Origin of the sequence: Tenebrionibacter intestinalis (assembly GCF_016632365.1) — a bacterium.
Lineage (GTDB): Bacteria > Pseudomonadota > Gammaproteobacteria > Enterobacterales > Enterobacteriaceae > Tenebrionibacter > Tenebrionibacter intestinalis.
In genome coordinates this window covers 130,223-156,066 of the sequence record NZ_JAEPBH010000002.1, presented here as the reverse complement: position 1 = coordinate 156,066, position 25,844 = coordinate 130,223, and the positions used below count along the sequence as shown (strand labels likewise).

General features: G+C 54.6%; 23 protein-coding genes. 4 read left to right on the top strand and 19 right to left on the bottom strand.

All coding sequences use genetic code 11. The features are described 5' to 3' along the window. Window positions 1-18 precede the first annotated feature (18 nt). The 15 genes from rnhB to rpsB form a co-directional block, all read right to left on the bottom strand. Window positions 19-615, bottom strand: coding sequence for a ribonuclease HII (rnhB, locus tag JJB97_RS01625; protein ID WP_238712057.1), 597 nt, complete (start codon window positions 613-615; stop codon window positions 19-21). Then, entirely contained in the window at window positions 612-1,760 is a 1,149-nt protein-coding gene (lpxB, locus tag JJB97_RS01620; RefSeq protein WP_238712056.1) for a lipid-A-disaccharide synthase, read from the bottom strand. The genes rnhB and lpxB overlap by 4 nt, the downstream gene beginning before the upstream one ends. Next, window positions 1,761-2,549 carry an acyl-ACP--UDP-N-acetylglucosamine O-acyltransferase gene (gene lpxA, locus JJB97_RS01615; RefSeq protein ID WP_238712055.1) on the bottom strand — a complete coding sequence of 263 codons (789 nt, stop codon included), beginning with the start codon at window positions 2,547-2,549 and terminating at the stop codon, window positions 1,761-1,763. Window positions 2,550-2,552: 3 nt separating this feature from the next. Then, window positions 2,553-3,008 carry a 3-hydroxyacyl-ACP dehydratase FabZ gene (fabZ, locus tag JJB97_RS01610; RefSeq protein ID WP_238712054.1) on the bottom strand — a complete coding sequence of 152 codons (456 nt, stop codon included), beginning with the start codon at window positions 3,006-3,008 and terminating at the stop codon, window positions 2,553-2,555. Window positions 3,009-3,117: 109 nt separating this feature from the next. Beyond that, window positions 3,118-4,155, bottom strand: a complete 1,038-nt coding sequence (gene lpxD, locus JJB97_RS01605; RefSeq protein ID WP_238712053.1) for a UDP-3-O-(3-hydroxymyristoyl)glucosamine N-acyltransferase — start codon at window positions 4,153-4,155, stop codon at window positions 3,118-3,120. Between the two features lie 3 nt (window positions 4,156-4,158). Continuing rightward, the gene (gene skp / locus JJB97_RS01600) at window positions 4,159-4,653 is read right to left on the bottom strand and encodes a molecular chaperone Skp (RefSeq protein WP_238712052.1); all 495 of its coding nucleotides are present in this window, start codon (window positions 4,651-4,653) and stop codon (window positions 4,159-4,161) included. Between the two features lie 115 nt (window positions 4,654-4,768). Then, window positions 4,769-7,174: an outer membrane protein assembly factor BamA gene (gene bamA / locus JJB97_RS01595; RefSeq protein ID WP_238712051.1), complete on the bottom strand. Its 2,406-nt coding sequence runs from the start codon at window positions 7,172-7,174 to the stop codon at window positions 4,769-4,771. Window positions 7,175-7,204: 30 nt separating this feature from the next. Then, on the bottom strand, window positions 7,205-8,557 hold the full coding sequence (gene rseP, locus JJB97_RS01590) for a sigma E protease regulator RseP (RefSeq protein WP_238712050.1): 1,353 nt from the start codon (window positions 8,555-8,557) through the stop codon (window positions 7,205-7,207). A 9-nt stretch (window positions 8,558-8,566) separates the two neighbouring features. Beyond that, on the bottom strand, window positions 8,567-9,424 hold the full coding sequence (gene cdsA / locus JJB97_RS01585) for a phosphatidate cytidylyltransferase (protein WP_238712049.1): 858 nt from the start codon (window positions 9,422-9,424) through the stop codon (window positions 8,567-8,569). A 12-nt stretch (window positions 9,425-9,436) separates the two neighbouring features. Continuing rightward, window positions 9,437-10,195 (bottom strand): (2E,6E)-farnesyl-diphosphate-specific ditrans,polycis-undecaprenyl-diphosphate synthase, encoded by a 759-nt coding sequence (gene ispU, locus JJB97_RS01580; protein WP_238712048.1) that lies wholly within the window; start codon window positions 10,193-10,195, stop codon window positions 9,437-9,439. A gap of 185 nt (window positions 10,196-10,380) precedes the next feature. Next, window positions 10,381-11,580: a 1-deoxy-D-xylulose-5-phosphate reductoisomerase gene (gene ispC, locus JJB97_RS01575; protein WP_238712047.1), complete on the bottom strand. Its 1,200-nt coding sequence runs from the start codon at window positions 11,578-11,580 to the stop codon at window positions 10,381-10,383. Window positions 11,581-11,703: 123 nt separating this feature from the next. Next, on the bottom strand, window positions 11,704-12,261 hold the full coding sequence (gene frr, locus JJB97_RS01570; protein WP_238712046.1) for a ribosome recycling factor: 558 nt from the start codon (window positions 12,259-12,261) through the stop codon (window positions 11,704-11,706). Between the two features lie 229 nt (window positions 12,262-12,490). Continuing rightward, a complete protein-coding gene (gene pyrH / locus JJB97_RS01565) occupies window positions 12,491-13,216 on the bottom strand; it encodes a UMP kinase (RefSeq protein WP_238712045.1) in 726 nt (241 codons plus the stop codon). Window positions 13,217-13,724: 508 nt separating this feature from the next. After that, on the bottom strand, window positions 13,725-14,576 hold the full coding sequence (gene tsf / locus JJB97_RS01560) for a translation elongation factor Ts (protein WP_238712044.1): 852 nt from the start codon (window positions 14,574-14,576) through the stop codon (window positions 13,725-13,727). 281 nt (window positions 14,577-14,857) lie between these two features. After that, complete coding sequence (rpsB, locus tag JJB97_RS01555; protein ID WP_238712043.1) at window positions 14,858-15,583, bottom strand: 30S ribosomal protein S2; 726 nt, start codon at window positions 15,581-15,583, stop codon at window positions 14,858-14,860. 293 nt (window positions 15,584-15,876) lie between these two features. Here rpsB and map point away from each other — a divergent pair, with 293 nt between their 5' ends. The 3 genes from map (at window position 15,877) to dapD (ending at window position 20,411) form a co-directional block, all read left to right on the top strand. Then, window positions 15,877-16,671: a type I methionyl aminopeptidase gene (gene map / locus JJB97_RS01550; protein WP_238712042.1), complete on the top strand. Its 795-nt coding sequence runs from the start codon at window positions 15,877-15,879 to the stop codon at window positions 16,669-16,671. Window positions 16,672-16,867: 196 nt separating this feature from the next. Beyond that, window positions 16,868-19,543, top strand: coding sequence for a bifunctional uridylyltransferase/uridylyl-removing protein GlnD (gene glnD, locus JJB97_RS01545; protein ID WP_238712041.1), 2,676 nt, complete (start codon window positions 16,868-16,870; stop codon window positions 19,541-19,543). Between the two features lie 43 nt (window positions 19,544-19,586). Further along, window positions 19,587-20,411 (top strand): 2,3,4,5-tetrahydropyridine-2,6-dicarboxylate N-succinyltransferase, encoded by an 825-nt coding sequence (gene dapD, locus JJB97_RS01540; protein WP_238712040.1) that lies wholly within the window; start codon window positions 19,587-19,589, stop codon window positions 20,409-20,411. Between the two features lie 265 nt (window positions 20,412-20,676). Here dapD and JJB97_RS01535 read toward each other — a convergent pair whose 3' ends face one another. After that, the gene (locus tag JJB97_RS01535; protein WP_238712039.1) at window positions 20,677-21,495 is read right to left on the bottom strand and encodes a CPBP family intramembrane glutamic endopeptidase; all 819 of its coding nucleotides are present in this window, start codon (window positions 21,493-21,495) and stop codon (window positions 20,677-20,679) included. Window positions 21,496-21,763: 268 nt separating this feature from the next. On the opposite strand from JJB97_RS01535, the gene JJB97_RS01530 reads away from it, so the two are divergent. Beyond that, a complete protein-coding gene (locus tag JJB97_RS01530) occupies window positions 21,764-22,150 on the top strand; it encodes a DUF3461 family protein (RefSeq protein WP_238712038.1) in 387 nt (128 codons plus the stop codon). Window positions 22,151-22,226: 76 nt separating this feature from the next. Here JJB97_RS01530 and JJB97_RS01525 read toward each other — a convergent pair whose 3' ends face one another. From JJB97_RS01525 to degP, 3 genes are all read right to left on the bottom strand, one after another. Continuing rightward, window positions 22,227-23,384: a CdaR family transcriptional regulator gene (locus JJB97_RS01525; RefSeq protein ID WP_238712037.1), complete on the bottom strand. Its 1,158-nt coding sequence runs from the start codon at window positions 23,382-23,384 to the stop codon at window positions 22,227-22,229. A gap of 273 nt (window positions 23,385-23,657) precedes the next feature. Further along, window positions 23,658-23,924 carry a hypothetical protein gene (locus JJB97_RS01520; protein WP_238712036.1) on the bottom strand — a complete coding sequence of 89 codons (267 nt, stop codon included), beginning with the start codon at window positions 23,922-23,924 and terminating at the stop codon, window positions 23,658-23,660. A 370-nt stretch (window positions 23,925-24,294) separates the two neighbouring features. After that, window positions 24,295-25,716 carry a serine endoprotease DegP gene (gene degP, locus JJB97_RS01515; protein WP_238712035.1) on the bottom strand — a complete coding sequence of 474 codons (1,422 nt, stop codon included), beginning with the start codon at window positions 25,714-25,716 and terminating at the stop codon, window positions 24,295-24,297. Window positions 25,717-25,844 lie beyond the last annotated feature (128 nt).

Sequence of the window (25,844 nt, the reverse complement as noted above, 5' to 3'; positions counted from 1 at the left end):
TCTTCCCGATTTTTACCGTCAGGAGACCAGGCCCAGCGCGCGCTTCACCGGGCCGAAACTGCGACGATGGTGCTCGGTAGCGCCGTGCTCAATCAGCTTTTCCAGATGAAACGCCGTGGGATAGCCCTTGTGCTGTGCGAAACCATATTGTGGAAAGTGTCTGTCCAGCTCAGTCATTTCACGATCGCGCGTAACCTTTGCAAGGATGGAGGCCGCGCTAATCTCCGCCACCCGGCTATCCCCCTTAACAACCGCCGTACATGGCATGGCAAGCTTCGGGCAGCGGTTGCCGTCAATCAGCACATACTCCGGCGTAATATGCAGGCCCGCTACGGCACGCTGCATCGCCAGCATAGTGGCATGAAGGATATTTAGTTCATCGATTTCGTGCGGTTCAGCGCGCCCCAGGCTCCAGCTCAGCGCTTTATCGCATATTTCAGCGAAAAGCGCCAGGCGGCGCTTTTCGCTGAGCGTTTTGGAATCGGCCAGCCCCGCAACAGGACGCGCAGGATCGAGGATCACGGCGGCTGTCACAACCGCGCCGACTAACGGCCCACGTCCAACTTCATCCACGCCCGCAACAAGGTGAGTATGAGGATAGATAAATTCGTTCATTGCGCTAATTCCAGCACTGCCGCCGCCGCCTGTTCATCGGCTTTACAGCGAATTTTTTCGTGCAGCTTGCGAAAAGTATCGTGAATTTCAAGGCTTTTAACGCCGCCGTCAAGTAATGCCGTCAGCGCCTCAGCCAGGTTATCCGGCTGACACTCTTCCTGCAAAAGCTCTTTTACCAGCTCGCGCCCTGCCAACAAATTAGGCAACGACACGTACTCGGTTTTCACCAGCCGCTTCGCCAGCCAGAAGGTGAACGGCTTCATGCGATAGCCCACTACCATCGGGCATTTCGCCAGCATACATTCCAGCGCGGCCGTGCCCGAGGCGAGAAGCGCCGCATCGCTTGCTATCATCGCCTCGCGCGCGCGGCCATCCAGCAGACGCATGCTCAGCTCTGGCGCAACTTGCGCCTTGATGCGTTCGAACTGCTCACGCCGTTTCGCATTCACCAGCGGCACCAGCAGTTCGAGCGCCGGCCAGCGCTGGCGCAAAATTTGCGCGGTTTTCAGGAAATCAGCGCTCAGCATTTCGACTTCCGCGCCGCGGCTGCCTGGCAGTAACGCAAGGCAGCGCGCGTTATGGGCAATACCCAGCGCATCGCGAGCGGCATTTTTATCGGGTTCAAGCGCCATAGCATCGGCCATAGTGTGGCCGATGAAACGGCAGGGAACGTTAAAGCGGTCATAAAACGCTTTTTCAAAAGGCAGGAAAGCCAGCACCAGATTGGTGGCCCGCCCGATTTTGAAAACGCGCTTTTGTCGCCAGGCCCAGACGGACGGGCTGACGTAATGAATCGTTTTGATACCGCGCTTTTTGAGATTACCTTCAAGCGTGATATTAAAATCCGGCGCATCAATACCGACAAAGACATCAGGCTCCAGCTCGCTGAGGCGTTTTGTCAGTTCCGCACGGATATGGAGCAGGCGCCGAAGACGACCAAGGACTTCCACTATCCCCATCACCGCCAGCTCTTCCATCTCATACCAGGCCTCACAGCCCTGCGCCTGCATCAGCGGGCCAGCCACGCCGACAAAGCGCGCACCGGGCGCCTGCTCACGCAATGCCCGAATCAGCCCGGCGCCAAGAATATCGCCGGAGGTTTCTCCGGCAACGAGCGCAATCGTAAGCGGTCGTCCTGCTTTCATTTAGCGAATCAGGCCACGGGTTGAGCGCGCGAAAAATTCAGTGAATAATTTCACCTCTTCGTGCTCCGTCGCCAGCGCGTCAATCTCTGGCTTTACTTCGTCAAGCGTTTTCCCGCTGCGATAGAGCAGTTTATACGCATTACGGATAGCATGCAGCGCGTCTTTACTAAAGCCGCGACGCTTAAGCCCTTCAATATTAACGCCAAACGGCGTTGCGTGGTTGCCCTGCGCAATGACGTATGGAGGAACGTCCTGCGCTACGCCAGAGCAACCGCCCACCATCACGTGCGCGCCAATGATGCAGAACTGATGTACTGCGGTCATGCCGCCGATAATCGCAAAATCGTCAACGCTGACGTGACCTGCCAGCGTCGCATTGTTCGCAAGGATACAGCGGCTACCAACCTGGCAGTCATGCGCCACATGGGCGTTGATCATCAGAAGATTATCGCTACCCACCTTCGTTACCCCACCGCCCTGTACCGTTCCGCGGTGAATAGTGACGCTCTCGCGGATACGATTACGATCGCCAATCTCCACGCGTGTCGGCTCGCCGGCGTATTTCAGGTCCTGGTTTGCCTCACCGATTGAAGCAAACTGATAGATCTGGTTATCACGGCCAATTCGGGTATGGCCATTGACGACGATATGCGACTTCAGTTCGGTTCCTTCGCCTATTTCAACGTCGGGACCAACCAGACAGTAAGGGCCAATGTGAACATTGGCGCCAATAACGGCGCCGTCTTCCACAATAGCGGTGGGATGAATAAAGGCGGATTTATCAATCACGTATCAGGCCTCCCGGTTACGGGCACACATCATAGTCGCTTCACAGACAACTTTACCGTCTACCGTCGCTACGCCGCTAAAGCGGGTTACGCCACGGCGGGTTTTTTCGAAAGTCACTTCCATAATCATCTGATCGCCCGGCGCAACCGGACGTTTGAAGCGCGCTTCATCGATCCCCGCAAAGTAATAGAGTTCACCCGGTTCAAGTTTCCCCATGCTTTTGAATGCCAGAATGCCGGTAGCCTGCGCCATCGCTTCCAGAATCAACACGCCAGGGAAAATCGGTTTGCCAGGGAAGTGCCCCTGGAAAAACGGTTCATTGACGGAAACATTCTTTACAGCACGCAAAAAACGACCTTCTTCAAAGTCCAGCACGCGATCTACCAGTAGAAAAGGAAAACGGTGCGGCAGAAGCTCAAGAATCTCTTCAATGTGCAGAGTATGAGTGTCAGTTGTCAAAATACTCTTCCTGTCTGATATAAAAATAAAACGCAATATAACACGAATACGGCCTGTCGCGCTCCGAAGATCGCCGACAGGCCGTGGAAACAATCGCTGGTCAAAACGATTATACGCTGCTGGTTTTGTCCTGACTGATGTGACGCTCAAGCGCTTTCAATCGCTTATTCATCTCATCGATGTTCATTACCAGCGCAGCCGTTTTACGCCAGGCTTTATTCGCTTGCAGCGGGATCCCGGAAGAATACACGCCAGGTTCCGTGATCGGGCGCATTACCATGCCCATTCCCGTTACGGTTACCTTATCGCAAATTTCCATGTGGCCGTTAATAACGCTGGCGCCGCCAATCATGCAGTAACGGCCAATTTTGAGGCTACCGGCCATGATAACCCCACCGGCTACCGCAGTATTGTCGCCAATCACCACGTTATGCGCAATCTGACACTGGTTGTCGATGATAACGCCGTTACCGATTTGCGTATCATCCAGCGCGCCGCGATCAATCGTGGTGCAGGCGCCAATCTCAACGCGATCGCCAATAATAACGCGCCCCAACTGGGGTATTTTCACCCAGTTGCCGCGATCGTTAGCATATCCGAAACCATCTGCGCCGATCACGGTACCCGACTGGATAAGGCACTGCGCTCCAATCGTGATTTCGTGATAAACGCTGACGTTCGCCCACAGGCGAGTCTCCGCGCCAATGCGGGTGTTTTTACCCACAAAACAGCCTGCGCCAATGATGACGTTATCGCCCAGCTCAACGCCAGATTCAATAACGGCATTTGCGCCGATGGCGACGTTAGCGCCCAGTTTAGCGCTGGGATCAATCACCGCGCTCGGCGCAATATTTTCCGCCGGCTGAGGTGTGGTATCGAGGATCTGCGCCATACGCGCATAAGTCAGATAGGGGTTTTTCACCACCAGCGCCGCGCCCCTGGCCCAGGGGAGATCGTCCTGAGTCATCACAACCGCCGACGCACGGCAGTCTGCCAGTTGCTCGCGGTAGCGCGGATTAACCATAAAGGTTATCTGCCCCGGCTGGGCAGACTGCATGGAAGCGACGCCGGTGATGGCAATATCGCCATCACCGTGCAATTCAGCATCCAGCTCGCGGGCTAAGTCAGCCAGTCGAATGGATGACATGAATTATTTCACCTGCTTGAGCACATCAGCGGTGATGTCTTTAACATCGCGGCTGTTGTAAGCAACCGTGCTGCTGTCAACAACCAAATCGATGCTCTGATCGTCGGCCACTTTCTTAACCGCGCTCTGAATACGGGTAACGAGCTTACCGCGTTCTTCGTTAGAACGGCGTGCGCGATCCTGTTCAAATTTCTGCGCTTTGCTGGAAAATGCTTCACGCTGGGACATGACGTCTTTTTCCAGTTTGCTACGCTCGCTTGCCTTCATGGTCGCGCCATCGCGCTGAAGACGCTGCATTTTGGATTTCAGATCGCCTTCTAAGCGCTGCAGCTCGCCTGCGCGGCTTTTGAATTCATTTTCCAGCGTACTGGAAACGCCACTCTTCTGCGCAACCTGCTGGAACAGGTTAGACATATTCACAACGGCAATTTTATCCGCCGCCTGCGCAGAGGTAGCCATAGCCAGGCCTACGCCCGCAGCAATTAACCACTTTTTCACTATAAACTCCTTAACCATGCCATATGTACCTACAGGTACGTTTCAGCTTAATCGGGCGGAAATTTCCGCCCGAAAATGTCGCTACACTGATTTAACATTCCCTTGTTGAAAGCAATTACCAGGTTTTACCAATGTTAAACTGGAACTGCTCCGCTTTGTCTCCATCGTATTTTTTAAACGGCTGGGCGTAGGAGAAGACCAACGGCCCCAATGGCGACATCCACTGCAAAGCGATACCGGCAGACATGCGAATGTTACTCGGATCGCTGTAGTCAGGGATACCGGCAGCACGGGTTTGCGCCGTGTTTTTCCAGTTAGTATCCCAGACTGTACCGGCATCCACGAACAAAGAAGTACGCACCGAATTGGCGTATTTATCGCTAATGAATGGCGTCGGCGTAATCAGCTCAAGGCTGGCAACGCCCATAGCGTTTCCGCCGATAGCATCGTTGGAGTTACACAGAGATGCAGTGTTACAGTTATTGGTGTTCGGGCCGTAATATGCCGCTTTCGGGCCAATGTTATTGGACTGGAAGCCGCGCACTGTGCTGGAACCCCCCGCATAGAAGTTTTCATAGAACGGCATTTCTTTGCTGCCCAGACCATCGCCATAGCCCCAGCGGGTACGGCCCAGTACGACCCACTTATGATCTTCATCAATAGGCATATAGCTTGCCGTATCCAGAGTAACTTTATAAAACTCGTTGTCGGATCCCGGTATGGTCACTTTACCGTTCAGGTTGACGCGGTTCCCCTTCGTCGGGAAGAAGCCGCGATCCAGATTGTTAAACGTCCAGCCGTAGTTGAACGTGAAGTCATCTGCGGAGAAATCGTTGTCTGTAGAGGTTTTGCTCGGGTTATTACCCTGAGAATCCAGGTAGCGCCACATTGCGATCTGCGGCTGCATATCAGACAGATCGTTATGCACGTACCCCAGACCTACGCGCAGGGAGTTATATTCATTGACCGGGAAGCCCAGCGTCCCGTCAAGCCCGTAGCTCCTGTTGGTATAGGTCGACAGATCCGCATCATCCGCCTTAAAGTCGTTATAGAACAAGCGGCCGCCGAGGCTCACGCCATCGACCGTAAAGTACGGATTGGTGACCGCCAGTTCAGTATAGGTCTGATAAGAGTTTTTCGTCCCGTTGATGCCAACGGAGTAACCCGTCCCCAGCCAGTTATCCTGCTGGACGCCCGCCTGGAAGCTTACGCCGCTTTCAGTACCGTACCCCACGCCAAAGTTCAGGCTACCGGTATTGCGCTCTTTAACTTTATAAACAATATCAACCTGATCCGGGCTGCCCGGCACACGCTGAGTATCAACGTCTACGGTTTCGAAGTAGCCGGTACGGTTAAGGCGCTCTTTACCCTGGTCAACCAGATTACTGCCAAGCCATGCCCCTTCCATCTGGCGCATTTCACGACGCAGAACGGAATCTTTTGAGACATCGTTGCCAACAAAGCGAATTTTACGCACGTAGTAACGGTTGCCGGAATCAACGCTTACGAGCAGTTTCACCGTTTTTTCAGGATCGTTGATTTCCGGCTGCGTCATGACGCGGGGATAAGCGTAACCATAACGACCCAGCAGCTTTTTAATGTCGTCTTCCATGCGGGTCACTTTGGTGCCGTTATACAGCTCGCCTGGCTTAATTTTAGTCAGGCTTTCGATTTCGGCTGAGTGGCCTGCCAGGTTGCCATTCACTTCAACGCCGGCAATGCGGTACTGATTGCCTTCATTGACGTTAATAGTAACGTAGATCCCTTTCTTATCCGGCGTCAGGCTTACCTGGGTGGAGTCAATATTAAAGCGAGCATAGCCGCGATCGAGATAGAAGCTGCGCAGGGTTTCCAGATCGCCTGCCAGTTTCTGCTTTTGATATTTACGATCGCCCACCAGGTTCCACCACGGCACTTCGTCACGCAGTTGGAAGCGGGAAAGCAATTCTTCCGTGCTATAAGCGTGGTTGCCCACGATGTTAATCTGCTGAATTTTCGCCGATACGCCTTCCTGGAACACCAGCTTCAGGTCAATGCGATTACGCGGCAGCGGCGTAACGACCGCCTTGACGCTGGCGCTGTATTTACCGACGCTGTAGTAGAAATCTTCCAGCCCTTTTTCGATATCGGACAGCGTGGTGCGATCGAGAGATTCCCCCACACGCACGCCAGACGCCTCAAGGTTTTGCTTCAGCATATCGTCCTTGACCGACTTGTTGCCGGTAAAGGTAATGCTGGCGATCGTCGGGCGTTCTTTTACCTGAACCAGCAGCGTATCGCCGTCGCGCAGAACACGCACGTCCTCAAAGTTACCCGTAGCGAACAGCGAACGTATGGTGTTGCTGATATCTTCATCAGTCACCGTATCGCCAACACGTACTGGCATACTAAGGAGGGCCGCACCAACAGCGACTCGCTGCAGGCCTTCGAAATGAATATCTCTCACTACGAACCCGTCTGCACCGTAAACGGTGGCGCTGCTGAAGAGCAGCGACGCTATGAGCAACTTTTTCATCGCCATCGTTGTTATGCGTTCTTCCTAACCTACTCTCTATAACCGAGAGAAATCATTGAAAAGTGCAAGCCCCATTAACAGCACCAGCAATATTGAACCAATGCGATAACTAAAGTCTTGAACTCGCTCGGAAACCGGCCCGCCTTTAAGCTTCTCAATCGCTAAAAATAGCAGGTGTCCACCGTCCAGAACAGGGAGCGGGAACAGGTTTATTATTCCCAGGTTGACGCTGATAAGCGCCAGAAACATCAGGAAGTAAATGATCCCGTACTCCGCTGAAACGCCTGCTCCCTGCGCGATGGAGATAGGCCCACTGAGATTGTTCAGTTTAACATCACCGGTTATTAATTTCCCCAGCATATTGACCGTCAGCTTCATCAGTTGCCAGGTCTTTTGCGTGGCAACGATTGCGGCATTAAACGGCCCATACTGGCGCACAGTTCTGTACTCTTCAGGCAGAGGAACCAGCGTAGGCACTACGCCTGCAAATCCTTCGGCCCTCGCTTTACCCGGTTTTGTATCCGGTATCAGCGTTAAAGACAAGGGGCTGCCCTGTCTTTCAATATCCAGTCGCAGTTCACGCCCCGGGTTTTCACGCACCAGGTTTGCGAACGTCGCCCAGTTTGTTAAAGGCTGACCATCGACTTTAACGATCCTGTCCCCGGCTTGCAAACCTGCTTTGCGCGCCGCCGATGTCGGCTGGACTTCCGCCAACACAGGTTCGATGCGCGGCCCGCGCGGCACAAGGCCCAACGAGGTTACCGGATCCTGACGGTCCGGTTCAAAGCGCCACTGCCGCAGGTCCAGCCGTTTCACGCTACGCGCATCGCTGCCAAACGGCGTAACCGTAACAGAAACCGAGGCATCGCCAATCTTACCGATAAGCGCCAGACGAACAGCATCCCAGTCAGGCGTTTCGATACCATCGATAGCGTTAAGTTCCATACCCGGCGCAATTTGTGCCTGCGCGGCGATGGAGCCCGGCGTGATTTCACCGATAACCGGGCGTACGCTGGGCACGCCGGCCATAAACACCAGCCACCAGGCAAAAACAGCAAACAGAAAATTCGCGACGGGCCCTGCGGCAATAATAGCGGCTCGTTGAGAAACGCGCTTATTGTTAAACGCCTGATGGCGCCGTTCCGGCATAACCGGCTCCACGCGCTCATCAAGCATCTTCACATAACCGCCAAGCGGGATTAGCGCAAGCGCAAATTCCGTACCGCGCCTGTCAGTACGGCTCCACAGCACTTTGCCAAATCCGATACAAAAGCGCTCCACGCGCACGCCGCAGCGCCGGGCAACCCAGAAATGGCCAAATTCGTGCACGGTGATGAGAATTCCCAGTGCAATGATAAACGCAGCCAGATTCCAGAGAATGCTCAGCATAAAAAGTCCTTAAAGCGCCCGGAAAAGCAGAAATAACAGGCAGACGAATACCGGCACTGCCGCCGTCAGGCTATCAATACGATCCAGTATGCCGCCGTGGCCGGGGATCAAATTCCCGCTGTCTTTAATGCCCGCTTCACGTTTGAACATACTCTCCGTAAGATCGCCCAATACCGACGCCAACGCTGCGGCAATTGAACAGATAAGCAATACAGAAGGCGACGTATTGAGGTGCGCCGAAAAACCAAAAATCCAGGCTATCGCCGCCGATGTCAGCAGCCCGCCCAGAAAACCTTGCCAGGTTTTGCCCGGCGAAACTTTCGGCGCCAGCTTATGCTTGCCAAACATTTTGCCAAACACATAAGCGCCGGAATCCGCCCCCCACACCAGCACCATCACATAGAGCAGCCAGATGGCGCCGGTATAATGGTTTGTGTCGTAATGCCAGTTGCGCAGCACCACCATGCCCCAAAAAAACGGCACGATAGTCAATAATCCAAAAATAAGGCGAAGCACGCGTGATTTTCGCCAGGCGGCGGCGGAGCGGGGATAGGATAGCACCAGTAAAAGCGCGGCGACCCACCACGCCAGCGACGCCCAAAGAACGCCATCAATGATATGCACATTTGCGCTTTGATGGTATTCAGGAAGCGTAAATAGCATAACGGCCAGTAGCAAACCGCAGAGCGCGGCCAGCCAGATACGCTGAGAGCGGCTGGCAAAACCACTAAGCTGCCCCCATTCCCAGGCGGCGAGCATGCAGACTATAAGCGTCGTAATGGCAAACCCCACTGGGGGCAGCCACAGTAGCGCGGCAATCACAGCGGGAATTAAAATCAGCGCGGAAATCAGGCGATACTTTAGCAAAAGCTACCCCCATCAGGCATTGCTGCCGCCGGGCATCGTACCACCAAAACGTCTTTCGCGGTTTGCAAAGGCATGTAGCGCACCTTCAAAATCTTGTTCATCAAAATCGGGCCAGAGAACATCTGTAAAATAGAGTTCAGCGTAAGCTATCTGCCACAGCAAAAAGTTGCTGATACGATGCTCTCCCCCTGTCCTTATAACTAAATCCACAGGGGCCAGCTCGCTCATGCAGATCTGCTTATTCAGCGCTTCTTCATCTATCTGGTCCGGACGCAGCAGGCCTTCCTGAACCAGGGATGCAAGGTGCCTGACGCCCTGGAGAATATCCCACCGACCGCCGTAGTTGGCGGCGATGTTCAGCGTCAACCCCGTATTCTGGCTGGTCAGCGCCTCGGCCTTCAGGATGCGCTCCTGTAAACGCGTATTAAAACGGCTGGTGTCGCCAATCACGCGCAAACGCACGTTGTTGCGGTGCAGATTTTTTACTTCGCTGTCAAGCGCCCAGGTAAACAGCTCCATCAGCGCGCTAACTTCCTGCGCAGGGCGGTTCCAGTTTTCACTACTGAAAGCATACAGCGTCAACGCGTCAATGCCATTATTCGCCGCAAAAACCACTGCGCGGCGCACGGATTTAGCGCCCGCTTTGTGGCCAAAGACTCGCATCTTGCCCTGTCTTTTTGCCCAGCGGCCGTTGCCGTCCATAATAATGGCGACATGGCGTGCACCGTGTGCAGGTACATTTTCGCTCAGTGGTTGATTAGCAGACAACATAACACGTTTACATTCCCTGATAAGGATTAAGCGGTTCAGGAATACAGAAACCTTCACGTAAAAAAGCCGTGTTAATCCACGGCGTCACCAACAGACAAGCATCGCTGATACTTCTGTCAGGTGGCGCAGACTATATCACCGAAGCCATAAGCTAACAAATAGCGTGGTTTACGCAGGCGCTAAATTTAACACTTTGCGTAACAATTTAACCAGCCAGCCGCCGCAGCGCGCGCGGCGCGGTCAACGGCGAGGACATCTTCCACGCTTTGCGGTTGCCTGGCGTCTGTTTCATCAAGCACGGCGGCATTGAGCGCGGCAATATCCGTAAAGCGAATCCGCCCGGCCAGAAATGCGCCTACGGCGATTTCATTCGCCGCGTTTAGCGCCGTCGTGGCCGCCTGTCCCCGATCGAAAGCGGTCATCGCCAGCTTCAGACAGGGATAGCGCTCAAAATCCGGCGCCATAAAGCTCAGCGAACCCATCTGGCAAAAATCGAGCGCTTTCGCTCCCGCATTTACCCGTGCCGGATAGCCCATAGCATGTGCAATCGGCGTGCGCATATCCGGTTCGCCGAGCTGCGCCAATACGCTGCCGTCACGGTAACGCACCATCGAATGAATGACCGACTGTGGGTGAATAAGCACTTCCATTTGTTGCGCCGAAGCATTAAACAACCAGCGGGCTTCAATATATTCAAGACCTTTATTCATCATGGTGGCGGAGTCAACGGAAATTTTCCTCCCCATCGACCAGTTCGGATGATTGCATGCCTGAGCGGGCGTCATTGCCGCCAGCTCAGACACGGGCGTATTGCGAAACGGGCCGCCAGAGCCGGTAAGAATGACGGAGGTAATACCGTTTTCCTCCAGAGAGGCATATCCCAGATGATTCTGGATTGTTTCAGGTAAACTCTGAAAAATGGCGTTATGTTCGCTGTCTACCGGCAGCAAACGCGCGCCGCTGCGCTTCACAGCGTCCATAAATAACCGCCCGCAGGTTACCAGCGACTCTTTGTTCGCCAGCAGCACCTGCTTGCCTGCGCGGATTGCCGCAAGCGTCGGCAACAGGCCTGCGGCCCCCACAATCGCCGCCATCACCTGGCTTACCTCGTCAAGCTGCGCCATCTCGCAGGCCGCCTGCTGACCTGCCAGCACCTGCGTCCGGCTGCCTGCTACGCCCAGGCCTTCACGAAGCTGACGGGCGCTGGCTTCATCGTCCATTACCGCATAGCGAGGCCGAAACTCAAGGCACTGTTCCAGCATACAAGCGACATTTTTGCCCGCAACCAACGCCGCCACTGTGAATCGTTCGGGATTATGGCGAACCACATCGAGCGTGCTACAACCGATAGAGCCGGTCGAGCCGAGGATGGTCAACTGTTTCATTGGCATTTATTAGCCCGAAAAAGAGATATTCACGCGCGGCATACCGCGCAACTAATGCAAAAACGCCGCCAGCAAAAACCGTATCAACGGTTCTTCTGTACGGCGTTTTCCACTCAGCGGAAATCAGAACTGCATCAGTTCAGTTTCTTTTTCCGCCAGCGCCGCGTCCACCTTTTTGATGGCCGCATCAGTCAGTTTCTGCACGTCGTCCTGAGAACGGCGATCTTCATCTTCACTGATTTCTTTGTCTTTGAGCAGCGCTTTTACTTTATCGTTAGCATCACGGCGAACGTTGCGCACGGAAACGCGCGCCTGTTCGGCTTCAGCGCGCACCACTTTGATCAAATCCTTACGGCGCTCTTCAGTCAACGGCGGCAGCGGAACGCGAATATCCGTACCGGCCGAGCTGGGGTTGAGACCCAGATCGGAGGCCATAATCGCCTTCTCAATGGCCGGACCCATGCTGCGGTCAAAAACGTTGATTTTTAGCGTGCGGGCATCTTCCACGGTCACGCTGGCCAACTGGCGCAGCGGCGTCGGCGTGCCGTAATATTCCACCATGATACCGTCCAGCAGGCCAGGGGAAGCCCGACCGGTTCGGATTTTGCTGATTTGGTTTTTAAACGCTTCAACGCATTTTTCCATGCGTACACCGGCGTCTTTTCTGATGTCGTTAATCACGTTATGAATCCTTGAAAACTGGTTGTCAGGCGGCCCCGGGCGAGTCGCGCACGCAGGCGCCGCGCGCAAATCCCGGTAAGGCGCAATATCTGCCTGACGCGGTCGCCGCGGTTATAAGCCGCCGCGTTCATCGCCCAACACAGACGGGATAAGTATAGCCCGTTCGGCTGCCTGGAGAGGGGCATCGCTTCAGGGTCTGGATCTTACCCTGATTTACGGCAAACGAAAATTAATCCGTGATCAAAGTGCCTTCTTTTTCACCCATGACCACACGGCGCAGCGCGCCTGGCTTGTTCATGTTGAACACGCGAATCGGCAGATTATGATCGCGGGCCAGCGTAAAGGCCGCCAGATCCATCACCTTCAGCTCCCTTTCCAGCACTTCCTGATAGCTCAGTTGTTCGTAGAGCGTCGCAGTTGGGTCTTTCACCGGATCGGCAGAGAAAACGCCGTCGACCTTGGTCGCTTTCAGTACAACGTCTGCTTCAATCTCAATACCGCGCAGACAAGCGGCGGAATCGGTTGTAAAGAACGGATTACCTGTACCGGCGGAAAGGATCACCACACGGTTGTTGCGTAGCAGGCTAATGGCTTCAGCCCAACTGTAATTATCGCATACCCCGTTCAGCGGAATCGCAGACATGAGGCGAGCGTTCACATACGCGCGATGAAGCGCATCGCGCATCGCCAGGCCGTTCATTACGGTTGCCAACATGCCCATATGGTCGCCTACAACACGATTCATACCAGCCTGCGCCAACCCGGCGCCACGGAACAGATTACCGCCGCCGATGACCACGCCCACCTGAATACCCAGCTCAACCAGTTCTTTAATTTCCTGAGCCATACGATCCAGTATGCTCGCGTCAATACCGAAGCCTTCTGCTCCCTGCAGCGCTTCGCCACTCAGTTTGAGCAGTATGCGTTTGTAAACGGGTTTTGCATTGGTAGCCATGTTTCTTTCCTGGGACAGTCAACAAATGGGACGGTGAGTTCTGGCGACAGAGTCTGTCGCATAGCTGCCGAATCTGAATCAGATCCGGCTGATTATTCTGTCAGGCCCAGCGCCTGAGGATAGCCGTCGCGCGGCCTTACTACACAATTGCTCTGCAAAACAGAGCAAATTATACCCCTAAAACCTTCGGGCATCGGGAACGCGTTATTTTAAGATCCGCAAGATCGCCGGCGCATCCCGTAAAAACGCCGCTTGTCCAAAATCAGGCGAGGCCGTCAGTCTGAAAATCCCGGCGGCTAACAGGCCCGCAAACGATCTTACCTACGCCTTAACGCCTGCTGAACAACGGCTTTATCCAAAATAGTTTGGGTACGGGAAGGCGGCAAGCCTGCGAATCCCCGGGCACTCATCTAAGTAAGTGGCTGGGGTAAGCAGGGGCAGCCTGCGCATCTGCGGCCCAAATTATGAAGATCAAAAAGAGCCGCCCGCAGGCGGCTACTTACAACGATTAAGACTGCTTAGACATAGCAGCAACTTCTGCTGCAAAGTCAGTCTCAACTTTCTCGATGCCTTCACCCACTTCAAAACGGATGAAACCGGTCACGTCAGCATTATGCTCTTTAAGCAGTTGGCCCACGGTTTTGCTCGGATCCATAACAAACGGCTGGCCGGTCAGAGAAACTTCGCCGGTGAATTTCTTCATGCGGCCTTCAACCATTTTCTCTGCGATTTCTTTCGGCTTACCAGACTGCATGGCGATATCCAACTGCACCTGGTACTCTTTTTCAACAACATCAGCAGAGACGTCTTCCGGCTTAACGAATTCCGGCTTGCTTGCCGCAACGTGCATGGCCAGTTGCTTAACCAGCTCTTCATCTGCGCCGGTTGCGGCAACCAGAACGCCGATGCGCGCGCCGTGCAGGTAGTTGCCCAGCACGTCGCCTTCCAGAATTGCAACACGGCGGATATTGATGTTCTCGCCGATTTTCGCCACCAGCGCAACGCGCTCTTCTTCAAACTGCGTTTTCAGCGCTTCAACATCCGTGGTTTTGCCAGCAACAGCCGCATCCAGCACCTTGTTGGCAAAAGCCTGGAAGCCGCCGTCTTTCGCAACGAAGTCGGTCTGGCAGTTAACTTCCAGAATCACGCCGTAGCCGCCCTGGATTTTAGTCAGGATCACACCGTCAGCGGCGACGTTGCCTGCTTTTTTCGCCGCTTTAATCGCGCCGGATTTACGCATGTTTTCGATTGCCAGCTCGATGTCGCCGTTAGCTTCAGTCAGGGCTTTTTTACAATCCATCATGCCTGCGCCAGTACGCTCACGCAGTTCTTTTACCAGAGAAGCGGTAATCTCAGCCATTATGAATTCCTCAATTATCTCTCAGGAGGTCGACTCTCTGGAGATATGACCCACCCAGCCGCGGCGGCCAGGCGGATTAAAAGAAAAAGGGGGCCTGAAACAGGCCCCCTAACCAAACTATGTCATACCTGGTTAATAAGGGGCTTTTCCCCCGCGCTTTGGCTGACAGACGCGTTATCTTTGCTCGCGCAGCCCGGAGCGCTGTTGAAAGCGCCCGGAACGTCTCGAGTTTGCCGCCATTCTGCCCTTCTCACGCTCCTGGGGTAAGCAAACAGGCCTTATTATTCAGCTTCTACGAAGCTTTCTTCCGCCTGAACAGCCAGATCCTGAGAACGGCCTTCGCGAACGGTAGCGGCTACTGCGCCCAGGTACAGGCTAACGGCGCGAATGGCGTCGTCGTTGCCCGGGATAACGAAATCAACGCCGTCCGGATCGGAGTTAGTATCAACGATAGCAAATACCGGAATCCCCAGGTTGTTTGCTTCTTTGATAGCGATGTGTTCGTGGTCTGCATCAATAACAAACAGCGCGTCCGGCAGGCCGCCCATATCCTTGATGCCGCCCAGGCTGTTTTCCAGCTTGTCCAGCTCGCGGGTGCGCATCAGCGCTTCTTTCTTGGTCAGCTTGTCGAAGGTGCCGTCCTGAGACTGCGTTTCCAGGTCTTTAAGACGTTTAATGGACTGACGAACGGTTTTCCAGTTGGTCAGCATGCCGCCCAGCCAGCGATGGTTCACGAAGAACTGATCGCAGCTCACAGCCGCCTCTTTCACCGCTTCGCTTGCAGCGCGCTTAGTACCGACAAACAGAATCTTGCCTTTACGGGAAGCAATTTTGTTCAGCTCAGCCAGGGCTTCGTTGAACATCGGTACGGTCTTCTCAAGGTTGATGATGTGAACTTTGTTACGCGCGCCGAAAATGAACGGCTTCATTTTCGGGTTCCAGTAACGGGTCTGGTGGCCGAAGTGAACACCAGCCTTGAGCATGTCGCGCATGGAAACAGTTGCCATGTTTAAAACCTCTGTTAAAAGTTGGGGTTATGCCTCCACGTATCCCATATTACCGACCCCTGGGGGCACCCCGGAATATGTGCCGATACGTGTGTGTTATACACAAAGTGAGTTTTCCGCTTACGCACGCGAAAATGCGCACATAAGTCCGGCGCGCTTTATACCATAACCGGCCCCGGGACTCCAGCGGTTATTATCAGTAAACGCTGCGTGAATAACCGATTTGGATCACTACGGCAGCCCTGATAACATACGTAATTATTGTCGAAAACCGACGCCTGCGGACGTAATTCATGGCTATATCAATTAAGACCCCGGAAGATATCGAAAAAATGCGCGTGGCGGGCCGCCTTGCCGCTGAAGTGCTGGAAATGATAGAACCTCACGTGACGCCCGGCGTCACCACCGGCGAGCTGGACCGCCTGTGCAATGACTGGATAGTCAACCATCAGCACGCCGTCTCCGCCTGCCTGAACTATCACGGCTTTCCTAAGTCTGTGTGTATTTCTATTAATGAAGTGGTGTGCCACGGTATTCCAGACGACGATAAATACCTCAAAGACGGCGATATTGTGAATATTGACGTGACCGTGATTAAAGATGGCTTTCACGGCGACACGTCTAAAATGTTTATTGTAGGCAAGCCGACCATCCTGGGCGAGCGCCTGTGCCGCGTCACTCAGGAAAGCCTGTACCTGGCGCTGAAGATGGTCAAACCCGGCGTTAACCTGCGTGAAATCGGCGCGGCGATTCAGAAATACGTTGAAGCGAAAGATTTCTCGGTGGTGCGCGAATACTGCGGCCACGGTATCGGCCGCGGCTTCCACGAAGAGCCTCAGGTGCTGCATTACGATTCTCCCGAAACCGATGTAGTCCTGAAACAGGGCATGACGTTCACCATTGAGCCGATGGTGAACGCAGGCAAAAAAGAGATTCGCACCATGAAAGACGGCTGGACGGTAAAAACCAAAGACCGGAGCTTGTCTGCCCAGTATGAGCATACTATTGTGGTGACCGATAACGGCTGCGAAATTCTCACGTTGCGCAAAGATGACACTATCCCGAACGTGATTTCGCATAACGAGTAATACAGAGCCGACTGAAACTGTCGATGCACGCCGGGCCGGACGGCCTGGGCCAGAAATGACAGTAAAATCAAACTGGAAAATCAATTCTTTGATTTTCGGCTGATAGCCATGAGAGGACAAAAACCGTGGTTTTGTCCTCTCCGGCATCAATCCGTGCCTGTGCCAGTCGGCTTTTTTCTTACTTTACGGGCGAGTCATGAGTCAAACATTACCTGAACAGCACCCAAACACGCTCACCCCTTCCCTTCCCGGCCAGCCCGATTATCCCAACGCCTGGCGCGACGAAGCGCTGCATATTGAGACCATCCGCGAACGTCTGGCGGTTTTTCAACGCTGGCTGGGCGAGGCCTTTGATGGGGGGATCCCGGCTGAGAAACTGATCGCTGCGCGCACTGAATTTATCGATCAGCTCCTTCAACGCCTGTGGCTTAGCTACGGTTTCGGCGAAAAGGCGGATCTGGCGCTGGTGGCTGTAGGCGGCTACGGGCGCGGCGAACTGCATCCGTTATCCGATATTGATGTGTTGGTATTAAGCCGCTGCCCGCTGCCGGAGGAACAGGCGCAGAAAATCGGCGAACTGATTACGCTTTTATGGGATCTGCGCCTTGACGTAGGCCACAGCGTGCGCACGCTCGAAGAGTGTCTGCTTGAAGGGCTTGGCGACCTTACTATCGCGACCAATCTGATTGAATCCCGCCTTATCATCGGCGACGTGGCGCTGTTTCTGGCGTTGCAAAAACACATTTTCAGCGATGGCTTCTGGCCGTCGGAAAAATTCTTCGCCGCAAAAATTGAAGAGCAGCAAGCGCGCCACCAGCGCTATCACGCCACCAGCTACAACCTTGAGCCGGACATCAAAAGCAGTCCCGGCGGTCTACGCGACATTCACACCCTGCAATGGGTAGCGCGCCGCCACTTCGGCGCCACGTCGCTTGACGAAATGGTCGACTTCGGCTTTCTGACCGAGGCCGAGCGCAACGAGCTTAACGAGTGCCGGCAACGGCTGTGGCGCATCCGTTTTGCTCTGCATCTGGCGCTTAATCGCTATGACAACCGCCTGCTGTTCGACCGTCAGTTAAGCGTAGCCCAGCGCCTGCATTATCAGGGCGAAGGCAGCCAGCCCGTCGAGCAAATGATGAAAGCGTTTTATCGCGTCACCCGCCGCGTCAGCGAGCTAAATCAAATGCTGTTACAGTTGTTTGATGAAGCAATACTCGCCCTCACCGCCGATGAAAAGCCGCGCCCGATTGACAACGATTTCCAGCTACGCGGCAGCCTGATTGACCTGCGCGACGAAACACTGTTTATGCGTGAACCACAGGCCATACTGCGCATGTTTCATACTATGGTACGCAACAGTGATATCAGCGGCATTTATTCCACCACGCTTCGCCAGCTATGCCACGCGCGACGCAACCTGACACAGCCGCTGTGCTATATCCCTCAGGCCCGTGAAATTTTCCTGTCAATGCTGCGCCACCCCGGCATGGTGCGACGCGGGCTGCTCCCCATGCACCGCCACGGTATCTTGTGGGCCTATATGCCGCAGTGGTCGCTCATTGTCGGTCAGATGCAGTTTGACTTGTTCCATGCCTATACCGTGGATGAGCATACGGTACGCGTACTGCTGAAACTGGAGAGTTTTGCAGACGAAGAAACGCGCCAGAAACACCCGCTGTGCGTCGATCTGTGGCCGCGCCTGAGCCACCCGGAATTGATTTTTATCGCGGCGCTGTTCCACGATATAGCCAAAGGCCGCGGCGGCGACCATTCAGTGCTCGGCGCCGAAGATGTTCTGAAATTCGCCGAGCTGCACGGCCTGAACGCCCGGGAAACCCAGCTAGTCGCCTGGCTGGTGCGCCAACATCTGCTGATGTCGGTCACCGCCCAGCGCCGGGATATACAGGACCCGGAGGTGATCAAACAGTTTGCCGCCGAAGTGCAGAGCGAAAATCGCCTGCGCTACCTTATCTGCCTGACCGTCGCTGATATTTGCGCCACGAATGAAACGCTGTGGAATAGCTGGAAACAGAGCCTGCTGCGCGAACTCTACTTCGCCACTGAAAAACAGCTACGCCGCGGCGTGCAAAGCACGCCGGATATGCGCGAACGCGTGCGCCACCACCAGAAGCAAGCGCTAACGCTGCTGCGCATGGAAAATATCAATGAGGTCGCGCTACACCATATCTGGGCGCGTTGCCGGGCTAACTACTTTGTGCGCCATACGCCAAATCAACTGGCCTGGCACGCCCGTCACCTGTTGCAACACGATCTCAGCCAGCCGATGATTTTACTTAGCTCGCAGGCGACGCGCGGCGGTACGGAGATTTTCATCTGGAGTCCTGACCGGCCCTATCTGTTCGCCGCCGTCTGCGCCGAGCTGGACTGCCGTAATCTGAGCGTCCACGACGCCCAGATCTTTACCACCCGCGACGGCATGGCAATGGATACTTTTATTGTGCTCGAACCGGACGGCAGCCCGCTATCCGCCGATCGCCATGAGGCTATTCGCCAGGGCCTGGAACAGGCGATTACGCGCAACGTCTGGCAACCGCCGCAGCCTAAGCGTCAGCCTAACCGCCTGCGCCACTTTACGGTGAACACGGAAGTCAACATCCTGCCTACCCATACCGATCGGCGCACCTTTATTGAGCTTATCGCGCTGGATAGCCCCGGCCTGCTGGCGCGTATCGGGCAGATCTTCGCCGATCTTGGCATCTCGCTGCACGGGGCGCGTATCACCACTATCGGCGAACGGGTGGAAGACTTATTTATTCTCGCCACCGCAGAGGGCCAAGGGCTGAGCGCGGCGCTGCAGCGTGAAGTACAACAACAGTTGACATCGGCCCTTAATCCAAACGATAAAGGCTAATCCAATCCATTAACATACGTAAAATTATCAGGAAAGTTCGCCAATGCAGCAGTTACAGAATGTTATTGAGTCCGCCTTTGAACGCCGCGCCGATATTACCCCGGCCAACGCAGACGCCGCTACCCGTGATGCGGTAAATCAGGTTATCAGCCTGCTCGACAGCGGCGCGCTGCGCGTTGCGCAGAAGGTTGACGGCCAGTGGGTCACTCACCAGTGGTTAAAAAAGGCCGTTCTGCTCTCCTTTCGCATTAACGACAACAAGGTTATGGAAGGCGCGGAAAGCCGCTATTTTGATAAAGTGCCGATGAAATTTGCCGACTATGACGAAGCGCGCTTTCAGAAAGAAGGGTTCCGCGTTGTGCCGCCTGCGGCAGTGCGTCAGGGCGCTTTTATCGCCCGCAACGCCGTGCTGATGCCCTCTTATGTCAATATCGGCGCATACGTGGACGAAGGCACGATGGTGGACACCTGGGCGACCGTCGGCTCCTGTGCGCAAATTGGTAAAAACGTTCACCTTTCCGGCGGCGTAGGCATTGGCGGCGTGCTGGAGCCGCTACAGGCTAACCCGACCATCATCGAAGATAACTGCTTTATCGGCGCGCGCTCTGAAATTGTTGAAGGCGTTATTGTTGAAGAAGGTTCTGTTATCTCTATGGGCGTTTACATCGGCCAGAGCACCAAAATTTACGATCGCGAAACCGGCGAAGTGTTTTATGGCCGCGTTCCGGCAGGCTCCGTAGTCGTTTCCGGCAACCTGCCTTCTAAAGACGGCGCTTATAGCCTGTACTGCGCGGTAATCGTAAAGAAAGTCGATGCCAAAACACGCGGTAAGGTTGGCATTAACGAGCTGCTGCGCGCCATTGACTAAGGCTTCTCCGCCCGCAGGACAGGGCGCTTTGCGCGCTGTCCTGAGACGGCTGACAAACCCCATCCTGACGCAGACAGAATGGATGAAATACAATAAAAAATAAGCAAAATCAACGCATTGATTTTCTCGTGCTTACTAAAAAGAAGGAAAAAACCCGTTTTTTCCTTCTTTGTCAATAGACTGAAGACAGGGCCTTTCCGCCCTGTTTTTCTCGCTCTCGCGCGTAAAACCTTGCGTACGCATCCATACCCAATTCCTGCCCGGGCTACCAGGCCCGCAGCGCCGGATAGGTAAAAAACAACAACTGGCAAACGTTTAACCCGAAATGGAACAGCGTCGCTACCCACAGCCTGCCGCTCCACATCCAGGCCAATCCGTAAATTACGCCCGCCAGCGCGGCAAAAACCATCAGCAACGGGCCGCCTGAATAATGCATCAGACCAAACAGCAGCGCGGACGCCGCCAGCGCGGCCAGCGGGTGTATCACCTGCGTCAGGCGCTGCTGGAGATAGCCGCGAAACAGGGCCTCTTCAGCCAAAGAAACAAAAAAGAGATTCGCCAGCGCAAACTGCGGCCACCAGCCAGGAAGATGCAATTCAAACTTTAGTCCGCCCAGCGCCACGGCGATACAAAGCAGAGCCGGAACCGACGCCGCCAGAACAAACCATGCCCGGCGCGGCGCGCGCCACGCTACCGGCGCGATAAAAAGCGTATTTATGCAGCCTGCAAGCACAAAGGGAACCAGCGCCTTATCAGCGTTGTAATAGAGCGTAAACGGCACGCTGGCGGGGCTAACCACAACCGCATCAAGCATCTTCAGGTTATGGAAGCCAGGCGCAAAGTGCAGCGTTAACGCAAGCGCATCCAGCACCAGCAACGCTTCGGTAATAACGCGCAGCCGCGCATGCTGCCTGAGGCGAAAATGGAGGGCAATCAATGCGACGGAAATAGCCATCCACGCCAGCGCTCTTACGTCCAGAATGCCTGAGTAGACCCCCATTCCCACGGCGACAGCCAGCGCCAAAAGAGAAAATCGTTTACGGAACGCCAACAGCAGCAGCGCAAGCGCGAGAAAATACCACATGAGTAATACCCGGTTATTTAAATAAACTGAGGGATAAGCACGCCTGCCCGGCCGGGAAAGGCAACCCGCCCCCAAAGCGGGGCGTACGGTATTTTACATGCCATAACCGCACTGACAACGTCCGGCACGCGATACGGCTAAAAATAACCACACTATTTTTACTGTTTAACTCCGCCTTAGCGCTTTTTTGCTTCAGACGCTGGCAAAAAGGGTTTTTAACGTTAACTATCTTAAGATTCCGTTTGTTTCGCTTAATGGGAAAACTGTCATGTATGATAATTTGAAAAGCCTCGGTATCACTAATCCGCAAGAAATCGATCGTTACAGCCTGCGTCAGGAAGCCAATAACGATATTCTGAAAATCTACTTTCGTAAGGATAAGGGGGAGTTTTTTGCCAAAAGCGTAAAATTTAAATACCCGCGCCAGCGTAAAACCGTCCTCGCAGACGGCGTGGGCCAGGGTTTTAAAGAAGTGCAGGAGATAAGCCCTAACCTGCGCTATGCAATCGATGAGCTGGATCAGATCTGTCAGCGCGAACGCGGCGCGATCGATCTCAAGCGCAAAATTCTCGAAGACCTGCGTCATCTTGAAAACGTAGTCACTCACAAAATTAGCGAGATCGAAGCCGATCTGGAAAAGCTGACGCGCAAATAATACGCCTGCCCGCAGCCCGGCGAAGGCGTATTAACGCGGCTCGCCCGTGCGGGCCGCAGTAGCGCGGATACAGGGCTTAATGCTGCTCGTCTAGCTGTAGCGCGATATACAGCAGCAGACGGTCGTCAAAATTGCTCAGATTCAGCCCCGTCAGCTCGGCAATGCGCCTGAGGCGATATTCCAGCGTATTGCGGTGAATAAACAACGCCTTCGACGTCGCCAGCGGCTGCACATTGTGGCGAAACCAGGCGCTAAGCGTGCGGCGCAGCAGGCCGTTGCCATCCATCGCCTTTAACTTCGCCAGCGGCTGCGCCAGCTCACTGGCCTGCCAGCCGCCGCGCAGACTATCCAGCAGCACCGGCAACTTAAGATCCTGATAATAATAGCTGCGGCTTTCCGGCATACGCTGTTTCCCCACAATCATGGTTGTGCGCGCCGTACGATAAGAGCGGGCAATGCCGCCAGGGCCGGTAAAATAGTTGCCCAGCGCTACGCGAAAGCGCAGATGGCCGCTCTCTTTCATTCTTCCAAGAAGCTGCTCCACGCGACAGCGATGATCGTCGGCGTCCCAGCGGCCAAAAGCATTAAGCGCCGGTTTTAGCACCACCATCTCGGTAAGCGAGACAATGGCTATCAGGTTATTGCGCTCAGGCATGGTCAGCGCCGTTTGTAACTGCCGCAGCTCCGCCATTGCGCTGTCAACGCCAAGCTGGCCGCTATCCACTTCAATCACCGCCGCCACGCGCGGCTGGTTAAGATCGATACCGAGGCGCTGCGCCCATTCGGTCAACGCCGGAATATTCTCCTCTGCCTGAATCAGGTTCATGACCAGTTCTTCGCGCAGGCGGCTATCCTGAGCTAACAGACGCATCAGGCGCGACTGCTCCAGCATCATTTCGGCAGTCATACACACCAGCTCGCCGTATTTACGCAACGACTCAGGCCTCCCGGTCAGGCCGATTACGCCGACGATCTCCCCTTCCTGACGCAGCGGCAGATTAATTCCCTGGCGCACGCCATGCAGATGACGGGCCACTGCATCGTCAATATCTACCACGCGCCCCTGGGAAAGCACCAGCAGCGCGCCTTCATGCAATTCACCAATGCGCTCACGGTCGCCGCTGCCGATAATACGTCCCCGGGCATCCATCACGTTTATATTGGTATCAATGATGCGCATCGTTCGCGCCACAATATCCTGCGCCATTTTGGTATCAAGATGCCAGCCCGCCATATTCTCCTCCCGTGAGCACGCCCCCAGCTTAAAAGAGATAATACAATTGCACATTGTGCATAAGCACAAAGCCGCAGAACGATATATAGAGTTGTGTCGGGAGTCACAAAACAGGCGGGAATAACGCGTCATGGCCCGCAGAACCTGCGGGCCGGTAGCATCTCATACGCACTCTAAAAGTAAACGCCGGTGCAGGCCGATAAACTTATCCATATGCGGCTTTTCTGATTTCATCGGGAAAAGCGCCAGACCTACCTCCAAAAGCGGTGTTGGTCAGCGCGACAACCGGCAGCCCGCAGGCAACGTCAGCAAACCAACGGTGTCCATAAGCGCCGCCGGACGGGTAAGCGCCCGCGTTGAGGATAGCGAAGGCGCAAAAACCGCGACAAGCCCATCTCCCCTCTGCTGAACGACGTCTAAACCGTCCGCCATCAGCGCCGGTTCAGAGTAGCCGTTCGCATACGGCTGTGCCAGTCGCGACAAACCACGCATGGTAAAAACTGTCTTTTCCAGGCCCGGCGGGACCGTCACTTTTCCCACACAATGTCCGCCAGGCTACGGCCTTCAACCTTCTCCAGCACGCCGCCTGCCACATCAATTCCCAGCGAATAGCGCCAGCCCGCGCCCGGTGCAAAATACAGCGGCGCGGCAACAAGACGGGGCAGATTTTCTTTAAGCGAGAGGCCAGCTCCATCCCGGCCATCGGAGATAGTTAGCCGGTGATAAGGGCGTACTGAAACGCCAGGAAACGATAACCCAGTCCTGATGTATGGGTCAGCAGGTGATGATCCGTAATGTCCGGGCGGGTTCCCTCTCCCAGCGCAGGGCGAAACTCCGGTAACCGGGACGGGACTTACAGAAAAGCCCCTTCTCCCCGCAGTGGAGAAGGGGCCAGATTACCCGGAAAAAATTACTGCATAAGCAGATAGATAGTCGTGTCGCCACGCTGTACATTCAGCGCCAGCACCGAGGGTTTGCTATCAAGAATTTTACGAAGCTCTGCGATGTTTTCTACCGGCTGTTGGTTCGCGCCAATGATAATATCGCCTTTCTTCAAACCGATACGCGCCGCCTGTGAATTAACCTTCACGCTGTTTACCACTACGCCTTTATCCTTGCCTGCGCGATTGCTCATTTCAGCGCCGTCAATCCCGTTGAAGATGCTGGAAGAGTCAACCTGAGTCTGGCGGCTCTGCTGCAACTCCAGCTCAACTTTTAACTCCTTGCCGCCGCGCAGCAGGCCAAGCGCAATTTTACTGCCTACCGGCATACTCCCCACCTGGGCGCGCAGCGCGGCGAAGCTGCTGATGGGCTTGCCGTTCATAGAAACAATCACATCGCCAGCCTTCAGGCCCGCTTTTGCGGCAGAGGAATTCGGCAACACCTGGCTGACGAAGGCGCCGCGCTGGGCGTCAACTTTCATCGCTTTGGCAAGATCGGAATTCAACTCCGTACCCATAATGCCCAGCTCGCCGCGACGCACCTGGCCAAACTGCACCATCTGCCCGGTCAGGCTTTTCACCATATTACTGGGAATAGCAAAGCCAATCCCGATATTGCCGCCGTCCGGCGCCAGAATCGCGGTGTTGATACCGATAAGCTCGCCGTTGAGGTTAACCAGCGCGCCGCCGGAGTTGCCGCGGTTGATTGCCGCATCGGTCTGAATAAAGTTTTCATAGTTCTCAACGTTAAGGCCGCTGCGGCCCAGCGCGGAAACTATACCCGAAGTCACCGTCTCGCCCAGGCCGTAAGGGTTGCCGATAGCGACCGCATAGTCGCCCACGCGCAGCGCGTCGGAGTCGGCAATATTAATGGCGGTCAGGTTTTTCGGATCTTTTAACTCAATCAGCGCAATGTCGGAACGCGGATCTTTCCCCACCACCTTGGCGTCGAATTTACGCCCGTCGCTCAACTGCACTTTAATCGTGGTGGCGTTATCCACCACGTGATTATTGGTCACCACATAACCTTTTGCAGCATCAATAATGACGCCGGAGCCCAGCGCCGCAAATTTTTGCTTCTGGCTTCCACCAGGCCCGCCCTGGCAGAATGGCGAGCTCTGAAACGGCGAACCGTCCTGGCAAAACGGTGAATCATCACCAAAGAACTGCTGGAAATTGCGCGGCATGCGGGATGTATTAACCGTAGTACTCCCTTCTACGTTAATACTCACCACTGATGGCATAACTTTTTCCAACATCGGCGCCAGGCTTGGCATTTGTTGTGACGTCATTGCGGAAGAAGCGGTCTCAGCGGCGAAGGCAGGTACGTGACCCAGCGCCAAACCCAGACTCAGTGCCAGCGCACTCATTGCTAACGTGGTTTTTTTCATCTTTATGTCTCAATATTACCTGTTGGGCAAAAAAGCTATGATATGGACGACCTATCAGAGTCACTTTTATATCGTGAAGTTCCCCTCATAATGTCATGGAAAAAGTAAAAAAATATTGGTTTTCTTTA